Annotated in this window: 22 protein-coding genes; 9 read left to right on the top strand and 13 right to left on the bottom strand. The window is 73.7% G+C overall.

The window, feature by feature from the left end; translation table 11 throughout:
• The first annotated feature begins 73 nt into the window (after positions 1 to 73).
• On the top strand, positions 74 to 928 hold the full coding sequence (locus tag ACBI99_RS05620; protein WP_375071796.1) for a LysR family transcriptional regulator: 855 nt from the start codon (positions 74 to 76) through the stop codon (positions 926 to 928).
• Here the strand turns inward: ACBI99_RS05620 and ACBI99_RS05625 are convergent.
• From ACBI99_RS05625 to ACBI99_RS05635, 3 genes are read right to left on the bottom strand one after another with little or no spacing between them, the layout of a single operon-like run.
• The gene (locus tag ACBI99_RS05625) at positions 895 to 1,443 is read right to left on the bottom strand and encodes a GNAT family N-acetyltransferase (protein WP_219510792.1); all 549 of its coding nucleotides are present in this window, start codon (positions 1,441 to 1,443) and stop codon (positions 895 to 897) included. The two genes, ACBI99_RS05620 and ACBI99_RS05625, sit on opposite strands and share 34 nt — an antisense overlap.
• 1 nt (position 1,444) lies before the next feature.
• On the bottom strand, positions 1,445 to 2,467 hold the full coding sequence (locus tag ACBI99_RS05630; RefSeq protein ID WP_219510794.1) for a hypothetical protein: 1,023 nt from the start codon (positions 2,465 to 2,467) through the stop codon (positions 1,445 to 1,447).
• A gap of 33 nt (positions 2,468 to 2,500) precedes the next feature.
• Positions 2,501 to 5,476 carry a bifunctional [glutamine synthetase] adenylyltransferase/[glutamine synthetase]-adenylyl-L-tyrosine phosphorylase gene (locus tag ACBI99_RS05635; RefSeq protein WP_375071797.1) on the bottom strand — a complete coding sequence of 992 codons (2,976 nt, stop codon included), beginning with the start codon at positions 5,474 to 5,476 and terminating at the stop codon, positions 2,501 to 2,503.
• Between the two features lie 82 nt (positions 5,477 to 5,558).
• Between ACBI99_RS05635 and ACBI99_RS05640 the strand changes: the two genes are divergently transcribed.
• A complete protein-coding gene (locus ACBI99_RS05640) occupies positions 5,559 to 6,179 on the top strand; it encodes an HXXEE domain-containing protein (protein WP_375071798.1) in 621 nt (206 codons plus the stop codon).
• Here the strand turns inward: ACBI99_RS05640 and ACBI99_RS05645 are convergent.
• Both ACBI99_RS05645 and ACBI99_RS05650 read right to left on the bottom strand, forming a co-directional pair.
• Entirely contained in the window at positions 6,157 to 6,885 is a 729-nt protein-coding gene (locus ACBI99_RS05645; RefSeq protein ID WP_375071799.1) for a type 1 glutamine amidotransferase, read from the bottom strand. The genes ACBI99_RS05640 and ACBI99_RS05645 overlap by 23 nt on opposite strands.
• A gap of 107 nt (positions 6,886 to 6,992) precedes the next feature.
• Positions 6,993 to 7,706 (bottom strand): hypothetical protein, encoded by a 714-nt coding sequence (locus tag ACBI99_RS05650; protein ID WP_357586431.1) that lies wholly within the window; start codon positions 7,704 to 7,706, stop codon positions 6,993 to 6,995.
• Positions 7,707 to 7,979: 273 nt separating this feature from the next.
• Here ACBI99_RS05650 and ACBI99_RS05655 point away from each other — a divergent pair, with 273 nt between their 5' ends.
• Entirely contained in the window at positions 7,980 to 8,759 is a 780-nt protein-coding gene (locus tag ACBI99_RS05655; RefSeq protein ID WP_375071800.1) for an ion channel, read from the top strand.
• Positions 8,760 to 8,774: 15 nt separating this feature from the next.
• Here the strand turns inward: ACBI99_RS05655 and ACBI99_RS05660 are convergent, their stop codons facing one another.
• Positions 8,775 to 10,136, bottom strand: a complete 1,362-nt coding sequence (locus tag ACBI99_RS05660; protein WP_219510805.1) for a glutamine synthetase family protein — start codon at positions 10,134 to 10,136, stop codon at positions 8,775 to 8,777.
• A 152-nt stretch (positions 10,137 to 10,288) separates the two neighbouring features.
• Here ACBI99_RS05660 and ACBI99_RS05665 point away from each other — a divergent pair, with 152 nt between their 5' ends.
• A complete protein-coding gene (locus tag ACBI99_RS05665) occupies positions 10,289 to 10,834 on the top strand; it encodes an EF-hand domain-containing protein (RefSeq protein ID WP_219510807.1) in 546 nt (181 codons plus the stop codon).
• Positions 10,831 to 11,859, top strand: coding sequence for a terpene synthase family protein (locus tag ACBI99_RS05670; protein ID WP_375071801.1), 1,029 nt, complete (start codon positions 10,831 to 10,833; stop codon positions 11,857 to 11,859). The genes ACBI99_RS05665 and ACBI99_RS05670 overlap by 4 nt, the downstream gene beginning before the upstream one ends.
• On the opposite strand, the gene ACBI99_RS05675 is transcribed toward ACBI99_RS05670, so the two are convergent.
• Complete coding sequence (locus tag ACBI99_RS05675) at positions 11,850 to 12,821, bottom strand: DUF5937 family protein (protein WP_219510812.1); 972 nt, start codon at positions 12,819 to 12,821, stop codon at positions 11,850 to 11,852. The genes ACBI99_RS05670 and ACBI99_RS05675 overlap by 10 nt on opposite strands.
• A gap of 60 nt (positions 12,822 to 12,881) precedes the next feature.
• On the opposite strand from ACBI99_RS05675, the gene ACBI99_RS05680 reads away from it, so the two are divergent.
• The 3 genes from ACBI99_RS05680 to ACBI99_RS05690 are packed head-to-tail and all read left to right on the top strand — an operon-like array spanning position 12,882 to position 17,420.
• Positions 12,882 to 14,078 carry an MFS transporter gene (locus ACBI99_RS05680; protein WP_219510814.1) on the top strand — a complete coding sequence of 399 codons (1,197 nt, stop codon included), beginning with the start codon at positions 12,882 to 12,884 and terminating at the stop codon, positions 14,076 to 14,078.
• A 43-nt stretch (positions 14,079 to 14,121) separates the two neighbouring features.
• Positions 14,122 to 15,594, top strand: a complete 1,473-nt coding sequence (locus tag ACBI99_RS05685) for a BTAD domain-containing putative transcriptional regulator (protein ID WP_219510817.1) — start codon at positions 14,122 to 14,124, stop codon at positions 15,592 to 15,594.
• Positions 15,595 to 15,647: 53 nt separating this feature from the next.
• A complete protein-coding gene (locus tag ACBI99_RS05690; RefSeq protein WP_219510820.1) occupies positions 15,648 to 17,420 on the top strand; it encodes an NAD+ synthase in 1,773 nt (590 codons plus the stop codon).
• A gap of 27 nt (positions 17,421 to 17,447) precedes the next feature.
• On the opposite strand, the gene ACBI99_RS05695 is transcribed toward ACBI99_RS05690, so the two are convergent.
• From ACBI99_RS05695 to ACBI99_RS05705, 3 genes are all read right to left on the bottom strand, one after another.
• On the bottom strand, positions 17,448 to 18,059 hold the full coding sequence (locus tag ACBI99_RS05695; RefSeq protein ID WP_357586423.1) for a TetR/AcrR family transcriptional regulator: 612 nt from the start codon (positions 18,057 to 18,059) through the stop codon (positions 17,448 to 17,450).
• Positions 18,060 to 18,066: 7 nt separating this feature from the next.
• On the bottom strand, positions 18,067 to 19,617 hold the full coding sequence (locus ACBI99_RS05700; RefSeq protein WP_219510825.1) for an MFS transporter: 1,551 nt from the start codon (positions 19,615 to 19,617) through the stop codon (positions 18,067 to 18,069).
• A 91-nt stretch (positions 19,618 to 19,708) separates the two neighbouring features.
• On the bottom strand, positions 19,709 to 20,962 hold the full coding sequence (locus ACBI99_RS05705) for an MFS transporter (RefSeq protein ID WP_219510827.1): 1,254 nt from the start codon (positions 20,960 to 20,962) through the stop codon (positions 19,709 to 19,711).
• 135 nt (positions 20,963 to 21,097) lie between these two features.
• Between ACBI99_RS05705 and panB the strand changes: the two genes are divergently transcribed.
• Complete coding sequence (panB, locus tag ACBI99_RS05710; protein ID WP_357586421.1) at positions 21,098 to 21,925, top strand: 3-methyl-2-oxobutanoate hydroxymethyltransferase; 828 nt, start codon at positions 21,098 to 21,100, stop codon at positions 21,923 to 21,925.
• Between the two features lie 87 nt (positions 21,926 to 22,012).
• On the opposite strand, the gene ACBI99_RS05715 is transcribed toward panB, so the two are convergent.
• Genes ACBI99_RS05715 through ACBI99_RS05725 form a run of 3 tightly spaced genes read right to left on the bottom strand, consistent with a single transcriptional unit; the run spans position 22,013 to position 24,429 of the window.
• Entirely contained in the window at positions 22,013 to 22,933 is a 921-nt protein-coding gene (locus ACBI99_RS05715) for a threonine/serine dehydratase (RefSeq protein WP_357586419.1), read from the bottom strand.
• Positions 22,933 to 23,229 (bottom strand): metalloregulator ArsR/SmtB family transcription factor, encoded by a 297-nt coding sequence (locus ACBI99_RS05720; protein ID WP_308126043.1) that lies wholly within the window; start codon positions 23,227 to 23,229, stop codon positions 22,933 to 22,935. The genes ACBI99_RS05715 and ACBI99_RS05720 overlap by 1 nt, the downstream gene beginning before the upstream one ends.
• 27 nt (positions 23,230 to 23,256) lie before the next feature.
• Complete coding sequence (locus ACBI99_RS05725; protein WP_219510832.1) at positions 23,257 to 24,429, bottom strand: PLP-dependent aspartate aminotransferase family protein; 1,173 nt, start codon at positions 24,427 to 24,429, stop codon at positions 23,257 to 23,259.
• Between the last annotated feature and the right edge of the window lie 8 nt (positions 24,430 to 24,437).

Genomic DNA, 24,437 nt, shown 5'->3' on the forward strand with positions numbered 1-24,437 from the left:
TGCGGGCGGGCCGGGGGCGCGTTCAACAGCCGGGACCGTGGGGCGCGTTCGGGCGGACCGTATGCTCGGCATCGTGGATCTGCGTCATTTGCGATGCTTCGTAGCGGTGGCCGGGGCGGGCACGGTCACCGGGGCCGCGCACGGGCTCGGGCTGGCTCCGGCGTCGGTGTCGGAGCAGGTGCGCAGGCTGGAGGCGGGGCTCGGGGTGTCGTTGTTCGAGCGGACGCCGCGCGGGATGCGCCTGACCGGCCACGGCACGGAGCTGCTCGGCCGGGCGCAGGCGCTGCTCGACCATGCCGAGGAGGTGCGGCGCGCGGTCACGGGCGCGCGGCGGCGGGTCACGGTGGGGGCGCTGGAGATGCTGGCGGCCACCCGGCTGCCCGGCGTGGTGCGCCGCCTCTCAGAGCGCCGGCCCGACCTGGACGTGGACGTGCGGTCGCTGCCCCGGCAGGCGCTGCTGGCCGAGCTGGCGGGCGGCGGCGTGGACGCGGCGCTGCTGCTCGACGCGGGCCCGGCCGTGGGCACGCTGGGCTTCGACGCGCCGCCGGACCTGGACTTCGCCGACGTGGGCGAGGTCGAGCTGCTGCTGGTCGCGGCCCCGGACGGCGACCGCGACCCGCTGCTCGTCTCCGCGCCCGGCTGCTCGATCCGGCTGGCCGCCGACCGGCTGCCGGAGGTGACGGGCCCGCGCCGGGAGCTGACCAGCGTCGCCACGGCCCGCGAGTGGGCCAGGCGGGGCTTCGGCAGGGCGCTGCTGCCGGACTTCGCCGTCGAGGACGACCTGGCGTCGGGCGCGCTGGTGGCGCTCGCGCCAGGGGCGCACCGGCCTGCGCACCGGCTGGCACTGCGGCTGGTCTGGCCGCGCGGCCGGGAGGAGGCGCTGCGCGACGTGCTCTACGCGATGAGCGAGCCGCGCCCGAGCCGGTAGAGGACGTGCGGGCGCAGCGGGCTGCCCTCGGGGACGCTCGGGTGCTCGAAGTCGCAGGAGTGGTCGCGGGTCATGCCGAGCCGCCGCATCACCGCCTGGGAACGGGTGTTGGTCAGGGCCGTCATGGAGATGATCTCCGTCAGCCCGGCCTCTCCGAAGGCGTGGGCGGCGGCCCGGCGGGCGGCCTCGATGGCATAACCGTGGCCCCACGCCTTCCTGGCCAGCCGCCAGCCGATCTCCACCGCGGGCAGGAACGGCGCGTCGAACGTCTGCAGCGCCAGCCCGGTGAACCCGATGAACTCGCCGCTCTCCCGCACCTCCAGCGCCCACAGCCCGTAGCCGTGCTCGTCGAAGCGCTGCTCGATCTTGTCGGCGAAGGCGTCGCTCTCGGCCCGGCTCAGCGTGGCCGGGAAATGCTCCATGACCTCGGGGTCGGCGTTGAGCGCCGCGAACGGCTCACGGTCGGCCTCGCGCCACCTGCGCATGATCAGACGTTCGGTCTCCACGTCCGGCATGCTAACGCCGCGACCGGATGCCGGTGATCCGCCGCAGGACGTCCCACCAGAACGGCGCCCCGAACAGCAGCGCCACGTACGTCAGCAGGAAGCCGGGCCAGTGGCTCGGCGTGGTGAGCCGGTCCCACCACAGGCCGCCGTTCCAGTGCACCGACGGATCACCCTCGGCCGGGATCGACACGCTGACGATCGCGTGGTCGAACAGCTTGACCAGCGCCGGCTCGCTGAGCGTGTCGGTGATGCAGCCCACCGGGTCGGCCTGCTCGCAGCGGGCCTTGAGCTCCTCGTACGCCTCGGGCCCGGACACGGCGGTCACCGAGGCGCGGAAGGCGTTGTCGCGCAGCAGCGTCTTGCCGTACTCCAGGCCGTCCATGGTGAACAGCAGCGTCACCAGCAGCCCCAGCGCGGTCACCACCCACTTGACGTAGCGCTTGTAGAGCATCGACAGCCGCTGCATCTCGCTGTCGAACCAGCTCTCCACGCCCTGCCGGAACCGGTCGAGGTCACGCTGGGCGCTCTCCCACACGCCGTTGAGGTGGCCGTACAGCGGGCTGCCCATGGCCTTGAGCTTCTCCAGCAGCCCTTCGACGCCGCCGGGCTCGCGGGCGGCCATCTCCATGACCGCCACGGAGAAGCGGCCGGGCGGCAGGTTGGAGATGCTGGTGCGGCCCCGTTTGGGGTGGTCGATCTCGCGGACGCGCTCGTACAGCAGGCTCGTCAGGGCGCCGCCGCCGTCGCTCGCCGGCACCTCGGCCGACTCGGCGGGCGCCGGCTTCGGGTCGTGCGCGGGCCTGGGGTCGCGGGCGAACGGCAGCGCCGCGAACACGTCGCGCACCCGGCCCGGCAGCCACGACCTGCCGCGCGCGTCGGCGCCGTCGAGAGTGTCGCGCAGGTAGGCCCACAGGAACTTGCTGCGGATCGACAGGACCCGGACGACCGCCTCGTTCAGCCCGCTGACCAGCAGCGACAGCAGCAGGAACGACAGCACGAGGCCGAGGGCGAGATCAACGTAGGCGGATAACACCTCTGATACTTACACCCTGGGCCTCGGGGGGTGTCAACCTTCGTAGAAGACGCGCTCGACGACCTGGCGGGCGCGGCGGGTGACGCGGCGGTAGTCGTCGAGGAAGTCCTCCGAGCCGTCGGGCGGGTAGCCGAGCGCCTGGGCGAGCAGGCGGCGTTCGCGCGCGTCGGCGGGCACGCTGTCGCCGGGCCGCCCCTTGACCAGCATGATCGCGTCGCGGACGCGGGAGGCGCACCGCCACGCCTCGCCGAGCACAGCCTCGTCGGCGGCGCCGAGCAGCCCCGCGGCGACGGCCGCGCGCAGCGCCTCCAGGGTACGGGTGGTGCGCAACGACGGCGTGTCACCGGCGTGCCGGAGCTGCAGGAGCTGCGCCACCCACTCGACGTCCGACAGCCCGCCGGGGCCGAGCTTGGTGTGCAGCGCGGGGTCGGCGCCGCGCGGCAGCCGTTCGGCCTCCATGCGCGCCTTGAGCCGCCTGATGTGGCGTACGGCCTCGCCGGTGAGCCCGCCGGCGGGGTAGCGCAGCTCGTCCACCATCGCGGTGAAGGCGGCGCCGACCTCGGCGTCGCCGGCCGAGAAGCGGGCGCGCAGCAGCGCCTGCGCCTCCCACGGCGCCGACCAGCGCGCGTAGTAGGCGCCGTAGGAGGCGAGTGTGCGCACGAGCGGGCCCTGCCTGCCCTCGGGGCGCAGGTCGGGGTCGATGTGCAGGGGCGGGTCGGGGGCGGGCAGCGACAGCAGCCGGCGCAGCTCGTTGGCGACGGCGTGGGCGGCGTCGGTGGCCTCGCGCTCGCCGGCGCCGGGCAGCGGCAGGTGCACGAACATCACGTCGGCGTCGCTGGCGTAGGACGACTCCATGCCGCCGAGCCGGCCCATCGCGATGACCGCGAACCGGGTGGGGAGCGGGCTGCGGCGCTCGGCCTCGACCTTGCCGAGCGCGGCGCCGAGCGCGGCCCGGATCGTCACGTCGTTGAGCGCCGACAGCGCGGCCCCGACCTGCTCGATGTCGGCCAGCCCCGACACGTCGGCGACGGCGGTGCGGAACAGCTCGCGGCGGCGCAGCGCCCGCACCGCCGCCACGGCCGTCTCGGCGTCGTCGCCGTAGCGGGAGACGGCCGCCGACGCCTCGCCGAGCAGCGACTCCGGCGGCCTGGGGGCCAGGTCGTCGTCGCTGCCGAGCAGCGCGACCGCGTCGGGGGCGTGCATGAGCAGCCCGGCGGCGTAGCGGCTGGTGCCCAGCACCCGCGCCATCCGGGCGGCCACGGCCGTCTCGTCGCGCAGCAGCCGCAGGTACCACGGCGTGGTGCCGAGCTTGTCGCTCACCTGCCGGAAGCCGAGCAGCCCGGCGTCGGGGTCGGGCGTGTCGGCGAACCAGCCGAGCATGACCGGCAGCAGCGTCCGCTGGATCGCCGCCCGCCGGGACACCCCGGCGGTCAGCGCGGCGATGTGGCGCAGCGCGCCCTCCGGGTCGACGAACCCGAGCGCCGACAGGCGGGCCGCCGCCGCCGACGGCGACAGCCTGGCCTCCGACTCCGGCAGCCGGGCCACCGCCTGGAGCAGCGGCCGGTAGAACAGCTTCTCGTGCAGCCGCCGCGCCTCCCGGGCGTGGCGCCGCCAGCGCTGGGTGAACTCCCCCACCGGGTCGGCCTGCATGCCGAGCGCCCGGCCGAGCCGGCGCAGGTCGGCCGGGTCCTCCGGCAGCACGTGGGTGCGCCGCAGCCGGTGAAGCTGCAGCAGGTGCTCGACCTGGCGCAGGAACGTGTACGCCTCGGCCAGCCCCCGCGAGTCGTCGCGGCCCACGTAGCCGCCCCGCGAGAGCGCGGCCAGCGCCGGCAGCGTCGCCCGGCGGCGCAGCAGCGGGTCGAGCCGGCCGTGCACGAGCTGGAGGAGCTGCACCGCGAACTCGATGTCGCGCAGCCCGCCCGGCCCGAGCTTGATCTGGCGCTCGCCCTCCGTCTTGACGTGCGCCTCCACGCGGCGGCGCATCGCCTGGACGTCCTCGACGAAGTTCTCCCGGGTGGCGGCCGACCAGACGAGCTCGTTGACCGCCTCCACGTACGCGGCGCCCAGCTCCAGGTCGCCCGCCACCGGCCGGGCCTTCAGCAGGGCCTGGAACTCCCATGTCTTGGCCCAGCGCCGGTAGTAGGCCAGGTGGCTGGCCAGGGTCCGCACCAGCGGGCCTGACCTGCCCTCGGGCCGCAGCCCGGCGTCCACCTCCCACAGCGCGCCCTCGGGGGTGGCGGTCGAGCAGGCGCGCATCATGGCCTGCGCGAGCCGGGTGGCGGTGCGCAGCGCCTTGGTCTCGTCGGCGCCCTCGCGCGGCTCCGCCACGAAGATCACGTCGACGTCGCTGATGTAGTTGAGCTCCCGGGCGCCGCACTTGCCCATCCCGATCACGGCCAGGCGCACGTCACCCTCGCCGCCCTCGCCGATCTCAGCGACCTCACCGCCCTCGCCGACCTCGGCGCGTGCCACGGCCAGCGCCGCCTCCAGCGCGGCCCCGGCCAGGTCGGACAGCTCCGCGGTCACCTCGGCCTGGGACGCCTCCCTGGTCAGGTCGCGGGCGGCCAGGTGCGCCAGCCGTCCCCGGTAGGCGACGCGCAACGCGACCAGGGCGTCGTCCCGTCCGGCCACGGGCCGCTGGAGGTCGGCGCGGGCGCCCACGGCGTCGAGGAGCGCCGTGCGGGGATCGTCCGGGCGGGGTGTAGCCAGCAGGTCGAGGTGGGCGGGGTGGCGTACGAGGTGATCGCCCAGGGCGGCGCTGACGCCGAGGACGGCGAGGACGCGCTCGCGGAGCCGGGCGTCGGCGCGGAGCCTGTCGAGGGCGCCCGGGTCGCTCTCGGCGAGCCGGGCGAGCGAGGCCAGCGCCAGGTCGGGGTCGGCGACCCCGACGAGCGCGTCGAGCAGTTCGGTGAGGTCGGCGGGGGCCTGCTGGACGAGCCGCGCCGCCGTGGCTCCGTCGGCGAATCCGAGCTTGGCGAGGCGCGCGGCGGTGGACTCGATCCTGGGCACCCCTCCATCTTGACAGGCCCGGACCGGCGCGGCCTAGACTGCAACGCAACGTTGCGTTGTGTTTCATAGAAAGGAGGCGGACGTGGAGAGGGTGCCGGCGACGGTGACGTGGGGGCTGCTCGCGGCCTGGATGGTGCACGACGCGGAGGAGCTGGCCACCATGGCCGGCTGGGCGCGGGCGGCCAGGCCCCGGCTGGAGAAGCGGTTCCCGGGCGTGCCGTGGGAGCGCCTGGAGGTGTCGCAGCGGCACGTCAACGTGGCCATCGGGCTCATGGGCGGCGTGATGGCCGGCGCGTCGGCGCTGGGGGCGCGCACCGGCGGGCGCAGCGCCACCTTCCAGACGGTGCTGCTGGGCTTCGGCGCGCACGGGGTGGTGCACCTCGCCCAGGCCGCCGCCACGCGCGGCTACACGCCGGGCGTGGTGACGTCGCCGCTGGTGGTGATCCCGTTCTCGGTGTGGGCGTGGCGCCGGCTCAAGGCGTCCGGCGTGCCCGTAGCGGGCGGGGCGAAGAGCTGGGCGGGGCTGGCGGCGTTCCCGCTGCTGCTGGGGGGCGTCCACGCGGTCGCCCACGCCGTCGCCGCCCGCCGCCCCGCTGATGGCCCCGGCAACGGTCCCGGCGAGGGCCCCGGCGAGGGCCCCGGCGACGGCCCCGCTCCCGGGGCGCGGGTGCGGCGGCGGTTCAGCCGCGATCGCTGGTTCTGAGGTCGCCCGCGCGCTGCTGGGCGGCGGCGCGGATCGTCGCGGTGAACGCCTCGGCCAGCGGGCGCCAGGCCGACTCCAGGGCGGGGGCGGCGGCGCGCACCTGCTCGTCGAGGCGGCCGGCCGATTCCAGGCCGGTGGCGGCCGTCCAGGAGGCGAAGATGTCCGGCGTCGCCTCGGGGTGGAACTGCACCGCCCAGGCCGCCGGGCCGAGCCGGTACGCCTGGTTGGGGTACTGGGCGCCGGTCATCAGCGGCACCGCGCCGTCGGGCAGGCGCGTCATCGCGTCGCCGTGGTACTGGACGGCCGGCACCGGGCCGGGCCGCGCGGCGATCCCGGCGAAGAGGGGGTCGGAGGCGGCCTGCGGCAGGGCGGTCAGCTCGGACACGCCGGCCTCCAGCCCGTTGCCGCCGCGCTCGACCGTGCCGCCGCAGGCCAGGGTGAGGAGCTGGGCGCCCAGGCAGACGGCCAGCGTGGGGGTCGCGTCGGCGACCGAGCGGCGCAGCAGCTCGCGGGTGGCGGGCAGCCAGGGCCAGCGCTCGTCCTCCCAGGCGGCGGCCTCGCCACCGAGCACGACGAGCCCGTCCGCTGCGGCTTCGGGCACGGGCTCTCCCCGGTACGGCCGGACGACGTCACAGGGGAGCTCCAGCCAGCGGCCCAGGTAGCCGAGCCCGGCGTCGGCCTCGTGCTCGATCACGGTGATGCGCATATTTCAGGATTGTGCCGGACAATCTTGCGCTCGACACCAGCGCGCGACCTCGGGCGGGTCTCGTTCCGGTCCGCCCCCGGCCGACAGGGGCGGACCGGACGGACGTGCTAGCGGGGCGTGATCCAGGTGGCCTGGGCGGCGGCGACGAGGGTGCCGTCCACCTCGTACACGGCACTCTCGCCGAACAGCTTGCGGCCCTCGCGGCCGGTGGCGCGGCCGACGACCGAGTAGGCGCCGCCTGGGATGACGTCGCGGTGGAACTGGACGGCCAGGCGGCCGAGCAGGGCGGACTCGCCGGGCTGGAAGTGGGCCCAGCCGGTGACGCAGTCGAGGGCGGCGGCGACGATCGAGGCGGGGACGCCGTCCTCGTCCGCGACCGTGAACGGCACCCGCCAGCCGGCCGCGACGAGGCCGTCGCCGTCCACCGGGCCGGGGAAGATGCGCAGGCCGTCGCCCGGCTCGCGCAGGCCGCAGGCGAAGCACTCGGGGAAGGCGTGGCCGCGGTGCCCGGCGAAGCCGGCCTCGGCGCGGGCGGCCTCGGTGAAGGCGACGAACGGCGGCGCGGGCACGTCCTCGGCCACGGGGATGGCCTCAACGAGCAGCTTGTCCCCGTCGTAGAGGGAGACGGTGTTGGCGACGTGCTCCAGGCGCAGCTCGCTGTCGAGGGGCGTGGGGGCGTGCAGCGTGACCTCGACCGCCGATCGTTTGCCGTTGAGCGCGTCGGCGAGGGTTCCGGCCAGCCAGCCGCCGTTGGCGACACCCGCGGGGCCCCGGAAGCGCTCGGGAACGGTCAGCACGGTCTGCAGGGCAGCCGTCGTCATGCCACACCCTCCAATATCGCCACTAAGGGCGTTAAGTCCAGAAATATCATTTAGAACAGGCCGATTTTACTGGAAGCATTGATCTACCAGCACCCGGGGCCTGCGCTACGACATAACGCAACAAACCCACACGAACTTCCCCACTCCCCCGCGTGGAACGGTTCAGGTGATCGCTAAAAGATACGGCGGGCCCGGCGTTCCCACGTGACTTCCGGGCCGAAGTGACAATGGTCACGTTCTGTACCGCGCCCGGCACCCGGCAGACTGGCCCGCATGGACCGGCTGACCCTCTGGGAACGACGCACCGGACCGGCGCTCCTGGCCATCGGCGTCTGCTTCCTGGCGAGCTGGGCGCTGCCCGTCGTCGTGCCGACCCTGCCTCCCGGGGCCGACCGCGTCCTGTGGTATGTCCAGGTCGCCGCGTGGGCGCTGTTCGCGCTGGACTACGCGGTGCGGCTGACGCTCGCGCCGCGCCGGCTGCGGTTCGTGGTGCGCAACGTGCCCGCCCTGGTGGTGGTGCTGCTGCCGATGCTGCGCCCGCTCTGGCTGCTGCGGGCGCTGCTGCTGCTCCAGGTGGTCGCGGCCCGGGTCAGGCTGCCGCTGCGCGTGCGCGCGGTCGTGTACGTGAGCGGCACGGCGCTGTTCCTGGCGCTGGTGGGCAGCGTCGCCGTGCTCGACATCGAGCGCTCGCACGCCGACGGCAACATCAAGACGATCGGCGACGCGCTGTGGTGGGCGCTGACGACGATGACCACCGTCGGCTACGGCGACCGCTTCCCCGTCACCCCGGAGGGCAGGCTGGTGGCGGCGGGCCTGATGACGGCGGGCATCGCGCTGCTGGGCGTCGTGACCGCGGCCATCGCCTCCTGGTTCGTGGAGCGCTTCCAGGCGAGCGCGGCGGCGGAGCGGCGCAGCGAGGCCGAGCTGAAGCAGGCGCTGGAGGAGCTGGCCGGGATGCGGCGCGAGCTCGGCGAGCTGCGGCAGGCGGTCGGCGAGCTGGGCCGGCTGCGCGAGGAGCTGGCGGCCCTGACCGAGCGCCTGGGGGGCCGCTGACCGGCCCGCCCGCGTCTACAGGACCGGCAGGTAGCGGCCCAGCTCGAACTCGGTGACGTGGCGCCGGTATTCGCGCCATTCCGAGCGCTTGTTGCGCAGGAAGAAGTCGAAGACGTGCTCGCCGAGCGTCTCGGCGACCAGCTCGCTCTGCTCCATGACGGCGATGGCGTCGTCGAGCGACTGCGGCAGCGGCCGGATGCCGAGCGCGCGCCGCTCGGCGCTGGTCAGGGTCCAGACGTTGTCCTCGGCGGCCGGCGGCAGCTCGTAGCCGTGCTCGATGCCCTTGAGCCCGGCGGCCAGGATGAGCGCGAAGGCCAGGTAGGGGTTGCAGGCGGAGTCGAGCGAGCGGAACTCGATGCGCGACGAGCCGCCCTTGTGCGGCTTGTACATGGGCACCCGGACGAGCGCGGAGCGGTTGTTGTGGCCCCAGCACACGTAGGAGGGCGCCTCGCCGCCCTGCCCGGCGATGGCCTCGGCGCCGCCCCACAGCCGCTTGTAGGAGTTGACCCACTGGTTGGTGATGGCGGTGATCTCGGCGGCGTGCTTGAGCAGCCCGGCGATGAACGAGCGGCCGATCTTGGACAGCTGGTAGTCGGCGCCGGCCTCGTAGAAGGCGTTGCGGTCGCCCTCGAACAGCGACATGTGGGTGTGCATGCCGGAGCCCGGGTGCTCGGTGAACGGCTTGGGCATGAACGAGGCCCAGATGCCCTGCTCCAGCGCGACCTCCTTCATGACCAGGCGGAAGGTCATGATGTTGTCGGCGGTGGTGAGGGCGTCGGCGTAGCGCAGGTCGATCTCCTGCTGGCCGGGCGCGCCCTCGTGGTGGCTGAACTCGACCGAGATGCCCATCGACTCCAGCATCATGATCGCCTGGCGGCGGAAGTCGTGGCCGGAGCTGTGGGGGGTGTGGTCGAAGTAGCCGCCGGAGTCGATGGGCTCGGGCCGCACGCCGGGCTCGGGCCGGTTCTTCAGCAGGAAGAACTCGATCTCCGGGTGGGTGTAGAAGGTGAAGCCCATGTCGGCGCACTTGGCGAGCGTGCGCTTGAGCACCCAGCGGGGGTCGGCGTGGGAGGGCGAGCCGTCGGGCATGAGGATGTCGCAGAAGATGCGGCCGGCGCCGGGCGTCTCGCTGCGCCAGGGCAGGATCTGGAACGTCGACGGGTCGGGCTTGGCCAGCATGTCGGCCTCGTAGACGCGGGCGAAGCCCTCGATGGCCGAGCCGTCGAAGCCGATGCCCTCGGCGAAGGCGCCCTCCAGCTCGGCGGGGGCGATCGCGACGGACTTGAGGAAGCCGAGCACGTCGGTGAACCAGAGCCGGATGAACCGGATGTCGCGTTCCTCAAGGGTGCGGAGCACGAACTCCTGCTGGCGGTCCACGGCGTCCCCTCGTCAGTGGCAGTACAGGTCTCATATCAGCATGCCGTGTCCGTGTTTCGCACAGGTTACGCGGGCCGCCGGTGCGAGCCTCGCTGACAAAGGGCCCGGCCGGACTTACTGTGATCACGCAGTCAGTCTCGGGGGAGGCATTGGTGGCTATCGACCTGCTCAATCACAAGCTCGATCGGGCCTTCGACCACATCGACGCCGGGGGCGCGGGCGTCGTGGCGCGTGAGGACCTGCTGGGGCTGGGCGCCCGCCTGCTGGTGGGTTTCGGGGAGTCCCCCACCTCGGTCACCGGCAGCAGCCTCGTCGACAGCTTCGACGGGATCTGGACGGCGCTGTCGGAGGCGCTCGGCCGCGACCGCGATCTGGGCCTGACGCGGGAGGACTTCCGCGTGGGCATGACTGCCGCGTTCGTCACCGGCGGCGGCTACGACGAGGTGTTCCGGCCGGCGGCGGTGGCGGTCGCGGAGCTGTGCGACATCGACGGCGACGGGCACGTGGGCCCGAAGGAGTTCCGCACGATGCTGGCCGCGTTCGGCACCGCCTACGACGACGTGGACGAGGCGTTCGAGCGGCTGGACCGCTCAGGCAGAGGGGCGCTCACCGTGGAGGAGCTGGTCCTGGCGGCTCGCGAGTACTACGTGAGCGAAGATCCGAACGCCGCGGGCAACTGGCTCTACGGACCGCTGTGAACGCCACCAGGGACACGACGGCGAACACGACGGCCAACACGGCGGCGAACACGACCGTGCTGGCGTCGGTGCGGTCCGCGCTGCGGTCGGTGCTGCACTGGAAGCCGCTGCTGCCGTTGCCCCGCAGGGGCGGCTCGGCGGCGGTGGCGCTGCTGGCGCTGACCGAGCGGGTGCCGGCGATGGCGGCGCCGTGCCGCATGCATCCGGCGGTCTACGCGATCGAGGCGGCCGTCATCGACTGGGCGCGGCGCACCGGGCTGCACGCCGATCCGGGGGTGGGCTTCCACCGGATGGCGGGGCGGGCGTTCGCCGAGTTCGACGCGGCGGCGGCGGCGCTGTTCGCGCAGTGGCTGACGTGGCTGTTCCACCTGGACGACGAGCTGGACGAGGGGCAGTGCCGGCTGGAGGTGTTCCAGGGCATGCTGGAGGGCTCGACCGGGCATCCGCTGGAGGCCGCGTTCGCCGATCTGTGGCGGGTGACGAGCTCGCGGATGAGCGACCAGTGGCGGCGGCGGTTCGCGGTCAACCTGCAGCGCCAGCACTACGCCTGCCGGACGGAGGCGGCCAACCGGGCGTCGGGCGCGGCGCCGTCGCTGGCCGACTACCCGGCGCTGCGCCGGGGCACGGTCGGCCCCTACCTGTACGACCTGGTGGAGCCGTGCCTGCGGGTGGAGGTGCCGGCGTGGGTGCACCGGTCGGAGCCGTGGCAGGAGCTGGTGAACGCCTGCAGCGACGTCACCGCCTGGTGCAACGACGTGGCGTCGCGGCCCAAGGAGCGCGGCGACGCGCACAACCTGGTGGTGATCGCGGGGCGGGAGCTGGGCCTGGGCGAGCGTGAGGCGGTGGCCTGGGTGGTGGACCGGATCGCCGAGCGCTGCCGCGACATGCAGGAGGCGGCCAGGCGGCTGCCGCTGGACGACCTCGGACCGCGTACGGCCAGGGACGTGAGCAAGGTGGCGTGCGCCTATCTGGCGGCGCCGCGCGCGCACCTGGACTGGCTGATGGAGTCCACCCGCTACAGCTGAGCGCCGGTGGCGGCCAGCGCGTCGCCGGTGGGGGTGCGGCGGTAGACGACCTGCTTGCCGACGCGCATGCCGACGGCCAGGCCGCTGCCGCTGAGCACGCCGAGGTGCTGGCTGACGGCGCCGGGGGTGAGCGCCATCCGCCCGGCGAGCGCGGAAGTGGTGCTGGGCTCGTCCAGCGCGAGCAGGATCGCGGCCCGGCTGCGGCCGATGAGCGCGGCGAGCGCGCCGGGCGCGGGCGGCGGCCCGCTCTCCCACAGCGTGCCGACGCCGAGGACCGGGTAGACGAGCATCGACTGGTAGGGCGCGGACATGACGGCCACCGACGGCCAGTAGAAGGCGGTCGGCACCAGCACCAGGCCGTCGCCGTGCAGCCCGCCCGTGGCGCACCAGGGCCGGTCGACGAGCAGCCGCTCCCCCGTCCAGGTCACGGCCGGGCCGAGGCCGGCGAACAGCTCTCGGGCGCCGCCCTGGGCGAGCTGCCGCGAGCGGCGCAGCACGTCGCGTTCCAGCAGGCCGTAGACGCGCGGCCAGAACTCGGCGAAGCACGTCTCCCAGTACGCCTCCAGCGCGGCGGCGACGCGTTCGACCCCGGCCGCCGGGTCGGCCAGGAACCGGTCGAGCACCGCCCGGTCGGTGCCCTGGACGCGGGCGGCCTCGGCGGCCGCGCGTTCGGGGCGGGTGGCGCGTACGCGGGCGAGCTCGGCGGCGAAGTCGGGCAGTGGCGTGTCGGGCGGCGGGGTGAGGAAGTCGGCGAGGTAGCCGGAGGCGGGCACGAGCGCGAACAGCTCGGCCAGGTCGAGGCCCGCCAGGCGGGGCCGCACGCACTTGATCCACGGCAGGTGGATGGACTGGCGGGCGGGGTCCTGGAGCGTGCGCAGGCTGGCCACGAGCTCCCACATCGGGGAGAACGCGAACCGGATGCGCGCCATGTCCTCGGGCTTGAGAGTCCAGGTCACCGACATGCCTTTTAGTGTGCGCTAAATCGTTCGCCCCACCAAATCCCCCAATATCACTCTTAGCGGGTGAATAGCACGACTGTCGAGAAGCCGTCCTTCCTGCGTTCGCAGCTCGGCGGGCTGCCCCGCCCGTTCTGGGCCCTGTGGGGCGGCACTCTGGTGAACCGCCTCGGCACCATGGTGATGCCGTTCACCGGCGTCTACCTGACCCAGGCGCGCGGCCTGTCGCTGGCCGCCGCCGGGATGGTGATGGCGGTGTTCGGCGCCGGGTCGCTGGTGTCGCAGCTCCTGGCGGGGGTGCTCGCCGACCGGATCGGCCGCCGGGCGACGCTGGCGGGCGGCATGCTGGCCACCGCCGTGATGATGTTGTCGCTCGGCTACAGCACGACGCTGCCCGCGATCCTGGCCTCGATGTTCGTGCTCGGCCTGGTCGTCGACGCCTACCGGCCGGCCTCCAACGCGCTGGTCGCCGACCTGGTCTCGCCGGTCGAGCGGCCGCGCGCGTACGGGCTGCTGTTCTGGGCGATCAACCTGGGCTACTCGGTCGGGATGACGGCGGGCGGGTGGCTGGCGCAGCTCGGGTTCCACTGGCTGTTCTGGGTGGACGCGGTGGGCTGCGTGGCGTTCGCGGTGCTGGTCTGGCGGGCGATCCCGGAGACCCGGCCGGCCGAGCGGGAGTCGTCGGGCGGGTTCGGGATGGTGCTGCGCGACCGGCTGATGGTCGCGTTCACGCTGGTGACGCTCGGCAACGCGCTGGTCTACGCGCAGACGTACACCACGCTGCCGATGGCCATGACCGAGCTGACCGGGCTCACCACCGGGCAGTTCGGGCTGGCCATGGCGCTCAACGGGGTGCTCATCGTGATCGTGCAGCCACTGGTGTCGGGCTGGCTGGGCCGGCTCGACCCGGCCAGGACGCTGGCGCTGGGGCTGGCGGTGATGGGCGTCGGGTTCGCGCTAACGGCGTTCGTCACGACCACCTTCTGGCTGGCGGTGACGATCGTGGTGTGGACGGCGGGCGAGATCGTGACGGCGGGCATCGCGGGCGCGATCGTGGCCCGGCTGGCCCCCGCCCATCTGCGCGGGCGCTACTCGGGACTGTTCGGGTTCGCCTGGTCGGCTGCGGCCGTGCTGGCGCCGCTGCTGGGGAGCTGGCTGCTGGAGGCCGGCGGGCAGGCGGCGCTGTGGTTCACGGTCGGCGGCATCGGCCTGGTCTCGGCCGTCGCGATGCTGGCGCTCGGGCCCGCGATCCGCCGCCGCTGACCGCTGTACCGGGGCCGCCGGTGGCCCTACGCTTGCGCCTACCATGCTGACCTTCACCGCCTTGGGGCCGTTCCGGGCCTGGATCGGTCCCGACCCCCTCGACCTGGGCGGGCAGCGGCAGCGGGCGGTGCTCGCGCGCCTGCTCGTCGCCGGCGGCCGCGCCGTGCCCGTGAGCACGCTCATCGACGAGCTGTGGCCCGCCGGGCCGCCCGCGCAGGCGCTGTCGACCATCCAGGGCTACGTCTCCCGCCTGCGCCGCGCGCTCGAACCCGGCCGGGCTCCCCGGGAGGAGGCCGCCGTGCTGGTGTCGGCGCCGCCCGGCTACGCCCTGCGCGCCGGGCAGGACCAGGTCGACGCGTGGCGGTTCGAGGCGCTGGCCAGGACCGAGGGCACCGCCGCCGAGGTGTGGGCGGCCCTCGACACGGCGCTGGCGCTGTGGCGCGGACCGGCGCTGGCCGAGTTCGGCGAGCTGCTGTGGGCGGTGACGGAGGCGGCCCGCCTGGAGGAGCTGCGGCTGACCGCCGTGGAGCGGCGCGCCGCCGCCGGACTGGCGCTCGGCCGCGCCACCGCGCTGGTGCCCGACCTGGAGGCGCACGCCGCCGCCTGCCCGCTGCGCGAGGAGCCGTGGCGGCTGCTCGCGCTGGCCCTCTACCGCACCGGCCGCCAGGGCGACGCGCTGGCAGCGCTGCGCCGCGCCCGCGCGCTGTGGCGCGACGAGCTGGGCCTCGACCTCACGGCCGGGCTCAAGCGCCTGGAGGGCGACATCCTCGCCCAGCGCCTCGACGCCCCCGCCCCGCAGCCCGCCGCCTTCACGCCCCCCGCCGCCGCCTTACCCTCCGGGAGCGCCGGCCGGCCGTTGCGGGTGCTGGTGGCCGACGACCAGGCCCTCGTACGGACGGGCCTGCGGGTGATGCTGTCCGCCGAGCCCGGGCTGGAGTTCGCCGGCGAGGCCACCGACGGCGAGCGGGCGATCGCCGCGGTCCGCGAGGCCGCCCCGGACGTGGTGCTGCTCGACATCCAGATGCCGCACCTCGACGGCCTGGCCGCGGCCCGCCGCATCCTCGCCGACCCGGACCCGCCCAAGGTCATCATGATGACCACGTTCGGCAGCGACGAGAACCTCTACGCCGCGCTGCGCGCCGGGGTGAGCGGCTTCGTCCTGAAGACCTCGCCGCCCGAGCAGCTCGTGGCGGCGATCCGCGCCGCGTCGGCGGGCGACGCGCTCATCGACCCGGCGGTCACGACGCGGCTCATCGCGGGCTTCGCCGGCCGCGCCGACCCGGGCTCGCCGCCCGCGCTGGCTGGGCTGTCCGACTCCCGGCTCGACGTGCTGCGACTGGTGGCGCGCGGCCTGACGAACGCGCAGATCGCCCAGACGCTCGCGCTGCCCGAGGAGGAGGCCGCGGCGTCGGTGCGGGCGCTGCTGGCGCATCTGGGGCTGTCGCAGCGGGCGCAGCTCGTGGTGGCCGCCTACGAGTCGGGCCTGGTGACTCCCGGCACGACCGTCCCGCGATGACCGACTTTTCGTCGCTTGGACGATAAAAACGGGGCCGTACTAGGCTGGTGCCCGTGGCACAACTGCGCATTGCCTTGGCACAGACCAACCCGACCGTCGGCGATCTGGCGGGCAACGCCGACAAGCTCGTCGCGTGGACCCGCGACGCCGCCGACCGCGGTGCTCACCTGGCCGTGTTCACCGAGATGTTCCTCACCGGCTATCCCGCCGAGGACCTGGTGCTGCGGACGTCCTTCGTGGACGCGAGCATCGCCGCCCTCGAAGCGGTGGCGGTCAGGCTGGCCGAGGAGGGGCTGGGCGAGCTGCCGGTGGTCGTCGGCTACGTCGACCGCGCCGGCCTGGAGCCCCGGCTCGGCCGCCCGAAGGGCGCCCCGCTCGACGCGGCCGCCCTGCTCCACCGGGGCCGCGTCGTCACCCGCACGGCCAAGCACCACCTGCCCAACTACGGCGTGTTCGACGAATACCGCTACTTCGTGCGCGGCGACCGGCTGCCGATCTTCCGGCTGCACGGGGTCGACGTGGCGATCGCGGTGTGCGAGGACCTGTGGCAGGAGGGCGGCCCGGTCGCCGTCGTGGGCGAAGCGGGCGCGGGCCTGCTCGTCGTGCCCAACGCCTCGCCGTACGAGAAGGAGAAGGACGACGTACGCCTGGAGCTGTGCGCCCGCAGGGCGCGCGAGGCCGGGTGCGCGCTCGTCTACGTCAACCAGGTCGGCGGCCAGGACGAGCTGGTCTTCGACGGCGACTCGCTGGTGGTCGGCGACGCGGGCGAGCTGGTGGCGCGGGCTGCCCAGTTCCGCGAGGAGCTGCTGATCGCCGACCTCGACCTGCCGGTCTCCTCGGCCGAGCCCGGCACGTTCCCGTACGACGCGGGCGACGGCACGGCGATCACCGTGGAGCGGCTGGTGCTCTCCCAGGACCCGGTCGAGCCGTACGAGCCCGAACCCCCGTCGATCGCCGAGCCGCTCGGCACGCACGCCGAGGTCTATTCGGCGCTGGTGCTCGCGGTGCGCGACTACGTGGCCAAGAACGGCTTCCGTTCGGTCATCCTGGGCCTGTCCGGCGGCATCGACTCGGCGCTGACCGCGACGATCGCCGCCGACGCGATCGGCCCCGACCGGGTCAACGTGGTGCTCATGCCCTCGCGCTACTCCTCCGAGCACTCGCTGGCCGACGCCGAGGAGCTGGTGCGGCGGCAGGGGCTGCGCTCGCAGGTGGTGCCCATCGCCGAGATCGTCAACTCCTTCGAGAAGGAGATCGACCTGTCCGGCCTGGCCGCCGAGAACCTCCAGGCCAGGGTGCGCGGCATGATCCTCATGGGCCTGTCGAACGAGCACGGCCACCTGGTGCTGACCACCGGCAACAAGAGCGAGCTGGCGACCGGCTACTCGACCCTCTACGGCGATTCGGCCGGCGGGTTCGCGCCGATCAAGGACGTGCCGAAACTGATGGTGTGGGAGCTGGCCCGCTGGCGCAACGAGCACACCGACCCGGGCTTCCTGCTGGAGGCGGAGCGGCCCGTGCCGGAGAACTCCATCACCAAGGAGCCCAGCGCCGAGCTGCGGCCCGACCAGCGCGACACCGACTCGCTGCCGCCCTACGAGGTGCTGGACCGGCTGCTGGACGACTACGTGGAGAAGGACCTGGGCTCGCGCGAGCTCATCGCCGCCGGGCACGACCCGGCGCTGGTGGAGCGGGTGATCCGGCTGGTGGACCTGGCCGAGTACAAGCGGCGGCAGTATCCGCCCGGCCCCAAGATCACGCCGAAGAACTTCGGCCGCGACCGCAGGCTGCCCATCACCAACCGGTGGCGCGAGGCCGCGCCCTGACGGACCGGCCCCGGCCGCCGCGAGGGTTCAGGGCCGGGGCAGCAGGCCGGCGAGGACCCGGTCGACGACCCGCTCGGCCAGGTCGGCCGGGAGGTCGCCGGCGGGGCCCCACTTGGTGTACCAGACCATGGCGCCCGACAGCAGCGCCATGCCGACCTCCACGTCGAGGTCCGGGTCCAGCTCGCCGGTGGCGACGCCGCGCGCCAGCACGTCCTCCATGGCCCGCCGGCGCGGCTCGACCGCCCGCTTGAAGAAGCGCTCGGTCAGGCGCGGGTGCCGGTCGGCCTCGCCCATCACGACGTTCATGATGCAGCGGGAGCGCGTCGAGCGGCCGCCCTCCAGCCGGATCACGTCGACCAGCGCGATCAGGTCGTCGCGCACCGACAGACCGGCCAGCGGCGGCAGCGGCGCCTTCAGCGTGGCGAGGGCGTCGACGACCAGGTCCTCCTTGTTGGACCACCGCCGGTAGATCGTCGTCTTGCCGACGCCTGCCCGCGCGGCGATCGCCTCGATGGACAGCTCGGAGATCCCCATGCCGTCGGCTATCAGGTCGAGGGTCGCCTCGACGATCGCCTTCTCGGCCTTCTCGCTGCGTGGGCGGCCCGCTGGGCGGGTCGTCACCGGTTCCCGGATGGTCATCGAGGCCTCACACTACCGCTGGTTCCTTCTGCTCCGCCTGCTGCGCCGGCCGGGGCTTTCCCGGCATCCAGCGTGCCACGACGGCGATGCCCACCAGGCCGATGGCCGCCGACACCCACGCCGTGGTGTGCATGCCGTGGACGAAGGCGTCGAAAGCGGGCTGCAGCAGGGCCTGGCCGCGCTCGCCGAGCGACCGGGCGACCTCGACGGTCGCCATGACCGACTCGCCACCGGCGTGCTGGACGTCGGCGGGCAGCCCGGCCAGCGCGGGCGCGATCTCGCCCCGGTAGCTGGAGGACAGGACGGAGCCGAGCACGGCCACGCCGAGCGCGCCCGCGACCTGCCGGACGGTGTTGCTCATGGCCGAGCCGACGCCGGCCTTCTCCCGGGGCAGCGACTCCATGATCGCGGTGGTGGCGGGCGGCATGACGTTGGCCATCGCCGCGCCCTGCACGAAGAACACCGCCTCGATGAGCACGATCGGCGTGTTCTGATCGAAGAAGGCGTAGGAGGCCAGCGCCAGCGTGACCACGGTCAGGCTGACCGTCGCCGAGAGCTTGGCCCCGAACCGCTGGGTGATCCGCTGGCTGAGCGGCGCGAAGATGAGCTGCGCCGCGGCGAACGGGATCATCAGCGCCCCCGCCTGCACCGGGCTGTAGTCCAGCACGATCTGCAGGTAGAAGGTCAGGAAGAACATCCCGCCCATCATCGCGAAGAAGACGATGCCCATCATGCCGATGGCCGAGCTGAACCGGACGTTGCCGAAGCTGCGCACGTCGAAGACCGGGTTGTCGATGCGCCGCTCCCACCAGACGAACACGGCGAGCACCGCCAGGCCGGCCAGGGTGGGCACGAGGACCTCGGCCGAGGCGATCGTGGCCAGCTCGCCGCCCCGGATGATGCCGTAGACGACGGCCACCAGGCCGACGATCGACAGCAGCACGCCGACCGGGTCGAGCCTGGACGGCTTGGGGTCACGCGACTCGGGCACGACGGTGGCGATGAGCACGAGGCTGATGAGCACGATCGGCACGTTGATCAGGAAGACCGAGCCCCACCAGAAGTGCTCGATGAGCAGCCCGCCGGTGATGGGGCCGACCGCCACGGCGAGGCCGACGCCGCCGGCCCAGAAGCCGATGGCCTTGCCGCGCTCGCCGGGCGGGAAGACGTTGGAGATGATGGCCAGCGTGGCGGGCATGATGGCCGCGCCGCCGATGCCCATCGCCGCCCTGGCCATGATGAGCTGCGTGGGGTCCTGGGCGTAGGCGCTGGCCAGTGACGACAGGCCGAACAGCACCATGCCGACGAACAGCATGCGCTTGCGCCCGGTGCGGTCACCGATCACGCCGAAGGTGAACAGGAGCCCGGCGAACACCAGCGTGTAGGAGTTGATCGCCCATTCCAGCTCGCTCTGCGTCGCCCCCAGCCCCGCCACCGGGTCGGCGATGGTCTTCATCGCCACGTTGAGGATCGTGTTGTCGATCACGACCGCCAGCAGGCTGAACACCAGTACGCCGAGGATGGCCCAGCGGCGTGGGTGTCCTGTGTTCTCGTCCATCAAAGGGAAGCCTTAATTTCGATACGGCAATGTTTCGCTACGCCACCGTATCGCAAGGCATTCCGATACGCAACGGTATCGTTTCGTTAGCTCAGGCGGGCAGCTCGTCCGGCACCGTCTCCGAGGCCTCGTCCGGGCGCTCCGCCGCGGTGCCGCCCTTGCCGCCGCCCTCGTCGCCCCGGCTCGCGCCGCCTCGCCAGAACGGCAGCGCCACCAGCACCATCAGCACCGCGGCCAGCCCCGCCACCGCGAACGCCCAGGCCGAGCCGTGCGCGTCGATGACCGCGCCCGCGATGGGCGCAGACGCCGCGCCGCCGATGAGCAGGGCGGTGCCGTGCAGCCCCATCGCCTCACCCCTGGCCGCCGCCGGCACCCAGCGGGTCATGGTCTCGACCGTGGACGACAGCGATGGCGCGCACAGCAGACCGGCGGGCAGCAGCGCCAGCACCAGCCACCACCAGCCGCCCGAGACCAGCCCCACCGGGACGGTCAGCAGCCCCATGCCGCCGATGAGCACCAGCGGCGAGAACCCGCGCGACAGCCCGCCGTAGACGAACCCGCCGATCAGCGAGTAGAGGCACCAGATGCCGACCGCCAGCCCGATCCACTCGGTCTGGCCCGCGCCCTCGATGCTGCCGACCAGGGCCAGCTCGCTGGCGGTGAGCACGAACGTGGCGGCGGCCGTGGTGCCGAGCAGCGCGGCCAGCCGGGGCGTGAGCCACTGGCGGCGCGGCACCTTGACGACCGCCTCCGCCAGCTCCGCCTCCGACCTGACCGGCGGGTTGAGCACGATCAGCGCCAGCCCCGAGCCCGTCAGGCCCACGGCGATGACGGCCAGCGTCGGCCCGCTGCCGAAGGCGGTCATGCCGAACACCGCCAGCGCGGGCCCGGCCATGTAGGACAGCTCGACGAACATCGAGTCGAGCGAGAAGGCCACCCGGCGCTGGTCCAGCGGCACCATGGCGGCCATGCACTGCCGGATCACGCTGAACACCGGCAGCCCCAGCAGCCCGGCCAGGGCCGCCGCGGGGATCAGCGCCGGATAGGGCAGCGAGGGCGCCGCCGCCCAGAACGCGGCCTGCGCGGCCGTGGTGACGATCAGCACGGGACGGAGCCCGTACTTGTCGACGAACCTTCCCGACAGCGGCGAGCCGAGGGCCATGCCCACGGTGCTCGCCATCGTGACCACGCCGGCCTGGGTGTAGCCGAGCCCGAGGCCCTTGACGACATGCAGCGTCAGGGCCATGCCCGTCGCCGTCGAGGGCACCCTGGCCAGCAGGCCGACCAGGAGCAGAACGCCCACACCGGGCAGCCGGAACAGGCGTCGGTAAGGTTCGATAGCCATGGTGATTGCTTACCTCCCGAGCCATTGTGTCAAGGAGCACCGACACTTTCGCCACCGGTTTGTTCCGCGTGACATCATCGGGAGGAGTCCGGGGACGCCACCGGGGCGCCTCGAGACGTTTCTGGAGGCTGACCCATGTCTTCACCGTCCCTCTACGGCGGCGTCACCGGCCGCCGTGTCACCGTCCGCGACCTCGCCGCCGCCAAGCAGCGCGGAGAGCGGTGGCCCATGGTCACCGCCTACGACGCGATGACCGCCCGCGTGTTCGACCGCGCGGGCATCCCCGTCCTGCTCGTGGGCGACTCGGCCGCGATGGTCGTGTACGGGCACGACTCGACCCTGCCGGTCACCGTCGACGAGCTGCTGCCGCTGACCGCGGCCGTGGTGCGCGGCTCGTCCCGTGCGCTCGTCGTGGCCGACCTGCCGTTCGGCTCCTACCAGTCCTCGCCCGCGCAGGCGCTGGAGACGGCGGCCCGCTTCATGAAGGAGGCGGGCGCGCACGCCGTCAAGCTGGAGGGCGGCCGCCGCGTGCTGCCCCAGGTCGAGGCGCTGACCGGGGCCGGCGTGCCGGTCATGGCGCACCTCGGGCTGACGCCGCAGTCGGTCGGCACGCTCGGCGGCTACCGAATCCAGGGGCGCGGCCAGGCCGGCGACGAGCTGATGGCCGACGCCAAGGACCTGGCCAGGGCCGGGGCGTTCGCGCTCGTGCTGGAGTGCGTGCCCGCCGACCTGGCCGAACGGGTGACCACGTCGCTGGCGATCCCCGTGATCGGCATCGGCGCGGGCCCCGCCACGGACGCCCAGGTGCTCGTCTGGCAGGACCTCATGGGGCTGACGCCCGAGCCGGCGCGGTTCGTCAAGCGCTACGCCGACCTGGACGCCGACCTGGAACGGGCGGTGCGGGAGTTCGCCGGCGACGTCGCCTCCGGCGCCTTCCCCGCCGCCGAGCACACCTACCGCTAGCGTCCCTGCCCGGCCGTCGTCCCGGGAGGGACGCGCGCGTTCGCACGGCGCCGCCGGCGGGGCGGGGTCACGCCCGTCCCGGCCTGCTCAGAGGGTGGCCGGGTCGGTGTTGGAGCCGCACACCAGCACCGCGACCCGCTCGCCCGGCGCGGGCTCGTACGCGCCCGACAGCAGGGCGGCGTACGCGGTGGCGCCCGCGTGCTCGGCGACCACGCGGTGCTCGGCCCACAGCGTGTGGCGGGCCGCCACGATGGCCTCGTCGCTGACCAGCACGCTCCGCGCGCCCGCCCCGGCCAGGATGCCGTAGGCGAGCTCGCCCAGGCGGCTGGCGCCCAGCGCGTCGGCCGCCACCCCGCTCACCTCGACCGGGACCGGCCGCCCGGCCGCCAGCGCGGCATGGAAGGTGGGGATGCGCTCGGGCTCCACGGCCACGATCCGCGGCCCCTCACCACCCGCCGCGCCGGCGCCGACGGTTATGCCGGCGGCGAAGCCGCCGCCGCCCACCGCCACCAGGACGGTGTCGACGCCGCCGGTCTGGGCCATGAGCTCCAGCCCGGCGGTGCCCTGCCCGGCGACGACCTCGGGCTGGTCGTAGGCGTGCACGGGCAGCGCGCCCGTCTCGGCGGCGCGCTTGGCGGCGGCCTCGGCCGCCTCCGCGTAGATGGCGCCGGTCTGCGTGATCTCCGCGCCGAGCGCGCGCAGCCCGGCGACCTTGACCGCGCTCGTCACCTCCGGCACGAAGATCTCCGCCCGGACGCCGAGCGCGCGGGCGGCATAGGCGACGGCGAGCCCGTGGTTGCCGCCGCTGGCCGCGATCACCCCGCTGTCCGGCACCTCCCCGGCCGACAGCAGCCGGTTGAACGCGCCCCGCACCTTGAACGACCCGGAGTGCTGGAGCAGCTCCAGCTTGAGGATCAGGCCGGGCGACACCTCGAGGACCGGGGTGCGCAGCACGTGCCCGCCGATGCGCCCGGCGGCGGCCACCACGTCCTCGTACGACACCGGCATCACAGTTCCTCCACGATCGTCCGTTTGAGCTGTGCCATCCGCTCCTCGTCGCGCCGGTAGAACACCCACTGCCCGATGCGCCTGCCGCGGATGAGCCCGGCACGCTCCAGGATCTTCAGGTGCCCGGTGGCGCTCGGCTGGGTCATGTCCAGCTTGTTCGCGATGAACTGCGCGCACACCCCGTCGTCCACGAGGTCGCCGTGAACCTGGGGCGGGAAGTGCGCGACCGGGTCCTTGAGCCAGCTCAGGATGAGCAGCCTCGGTTCGCTGGCGAGCGCGCGCAGATCGGACAGCACTTAGGCATTTTCCTAAATGCCTAAGCGTTATGTCAAAGCCTGCTCGATGTCGGCCCAGAGGTCCTCCGGGTGCTCGATGCCGACGGCGATCCGTACCGTGCCCTCGCCGATCCCGTGGCGTGCCAGCTCCTCGGCGGGCAGCGCACGGTGGGAGGTGGTGGCCGGGTGCAGGACGAGCGTCTCGACGCCGCCCAGCGACGGGGCCAGCAGCGCGAGCCGTACCGAGCGCATGAACCGCTCCCCCGCGGCCCGCCCGCCGGTCAGGTCGAAGGCCAGCACGCCGCCGAAGTCGGGCAGCAGCTTGCCCGCCAGCTCGTACGACGGGTGCGAGGGCAGGCCGGGCCAGTGCACGGCGGCCACGGCGGGGTGCTCGGCGAGCCGGGTCGCCAGCAGCCGGGTGTTGGCGCAGTGCCGTTCCATGCGCAGGGCGAGCGTCTGCAGGCCGCGCAGCGTCAGCCAGGCCGCGAACGGGTCGGCCGACGCGCCGAGCTCGATGGCGAAGTGCCACGTCTTCCGGTGCAGGGCGTCGTCGGCGAACACCGCGAGGCCGCCGACGACGTCGGTGTGCCCGGACAGGTACTTGGTCGTGGAGTGCAGGACGATGTCGGCGCCGTGCTCGATCGGGCGGCACAGCATGGGCGTGGCGAAGGTGTTGTCCACGGCGACCGGGACGCCGAGCTCGCGGGCCGCCGCGCACATGCCGGGCAGGTCGGCGACGCGGCCCATCGGGTTGGCGATCGTCTCCAGGTAGACGAGCCTGGTCTCGGGCCGCACCGCCGCGCGCAGGGCGTCGGGGTCGTTCTCGGGGACGAAGCCGACCTCGATCCCGAACCTGGCCGCCAGCTCGTTGATCATCGCCGCTGTGCCGCCGTACAGGGCCTGCTGGGCGATCAGGTGGTCGCCGGGCTTGAGCAGGCCGAGCAGGACGGTGCTGATCGCGCCCATGCCGGAGCCGGTGGCGATCGCGGCGGCGCCGCCCTCCAGGTCGGCGACCGCCTCCTCCAGGGAGCGGACGGTCGGGTTGCCGTAGCGGCCGTAGACGAACGAGCCGTCGGGGCGGCTCATCGCGTCGGCCATGACCGCGGGGTCGTCGAAGACGAATCCGGACGTCTGGTACAGGGGGACGGCGATCGGGCGGCTGCCCTCGACCGGGGGCTGGGGCAGGTGGACCGCTCGGGTTTCGGGGCGGTATGCGCTCATGACGGTAA

Source organism: Nonomuraea sp. ATR24, from assembly GCF_041950485.1.
GTDB lineage: Bacteria > Actinomycetota > Actinomycetes > Streptosporangiales > Streptosporangiaceae > Nonomuraea > Nonomuraea ceibae.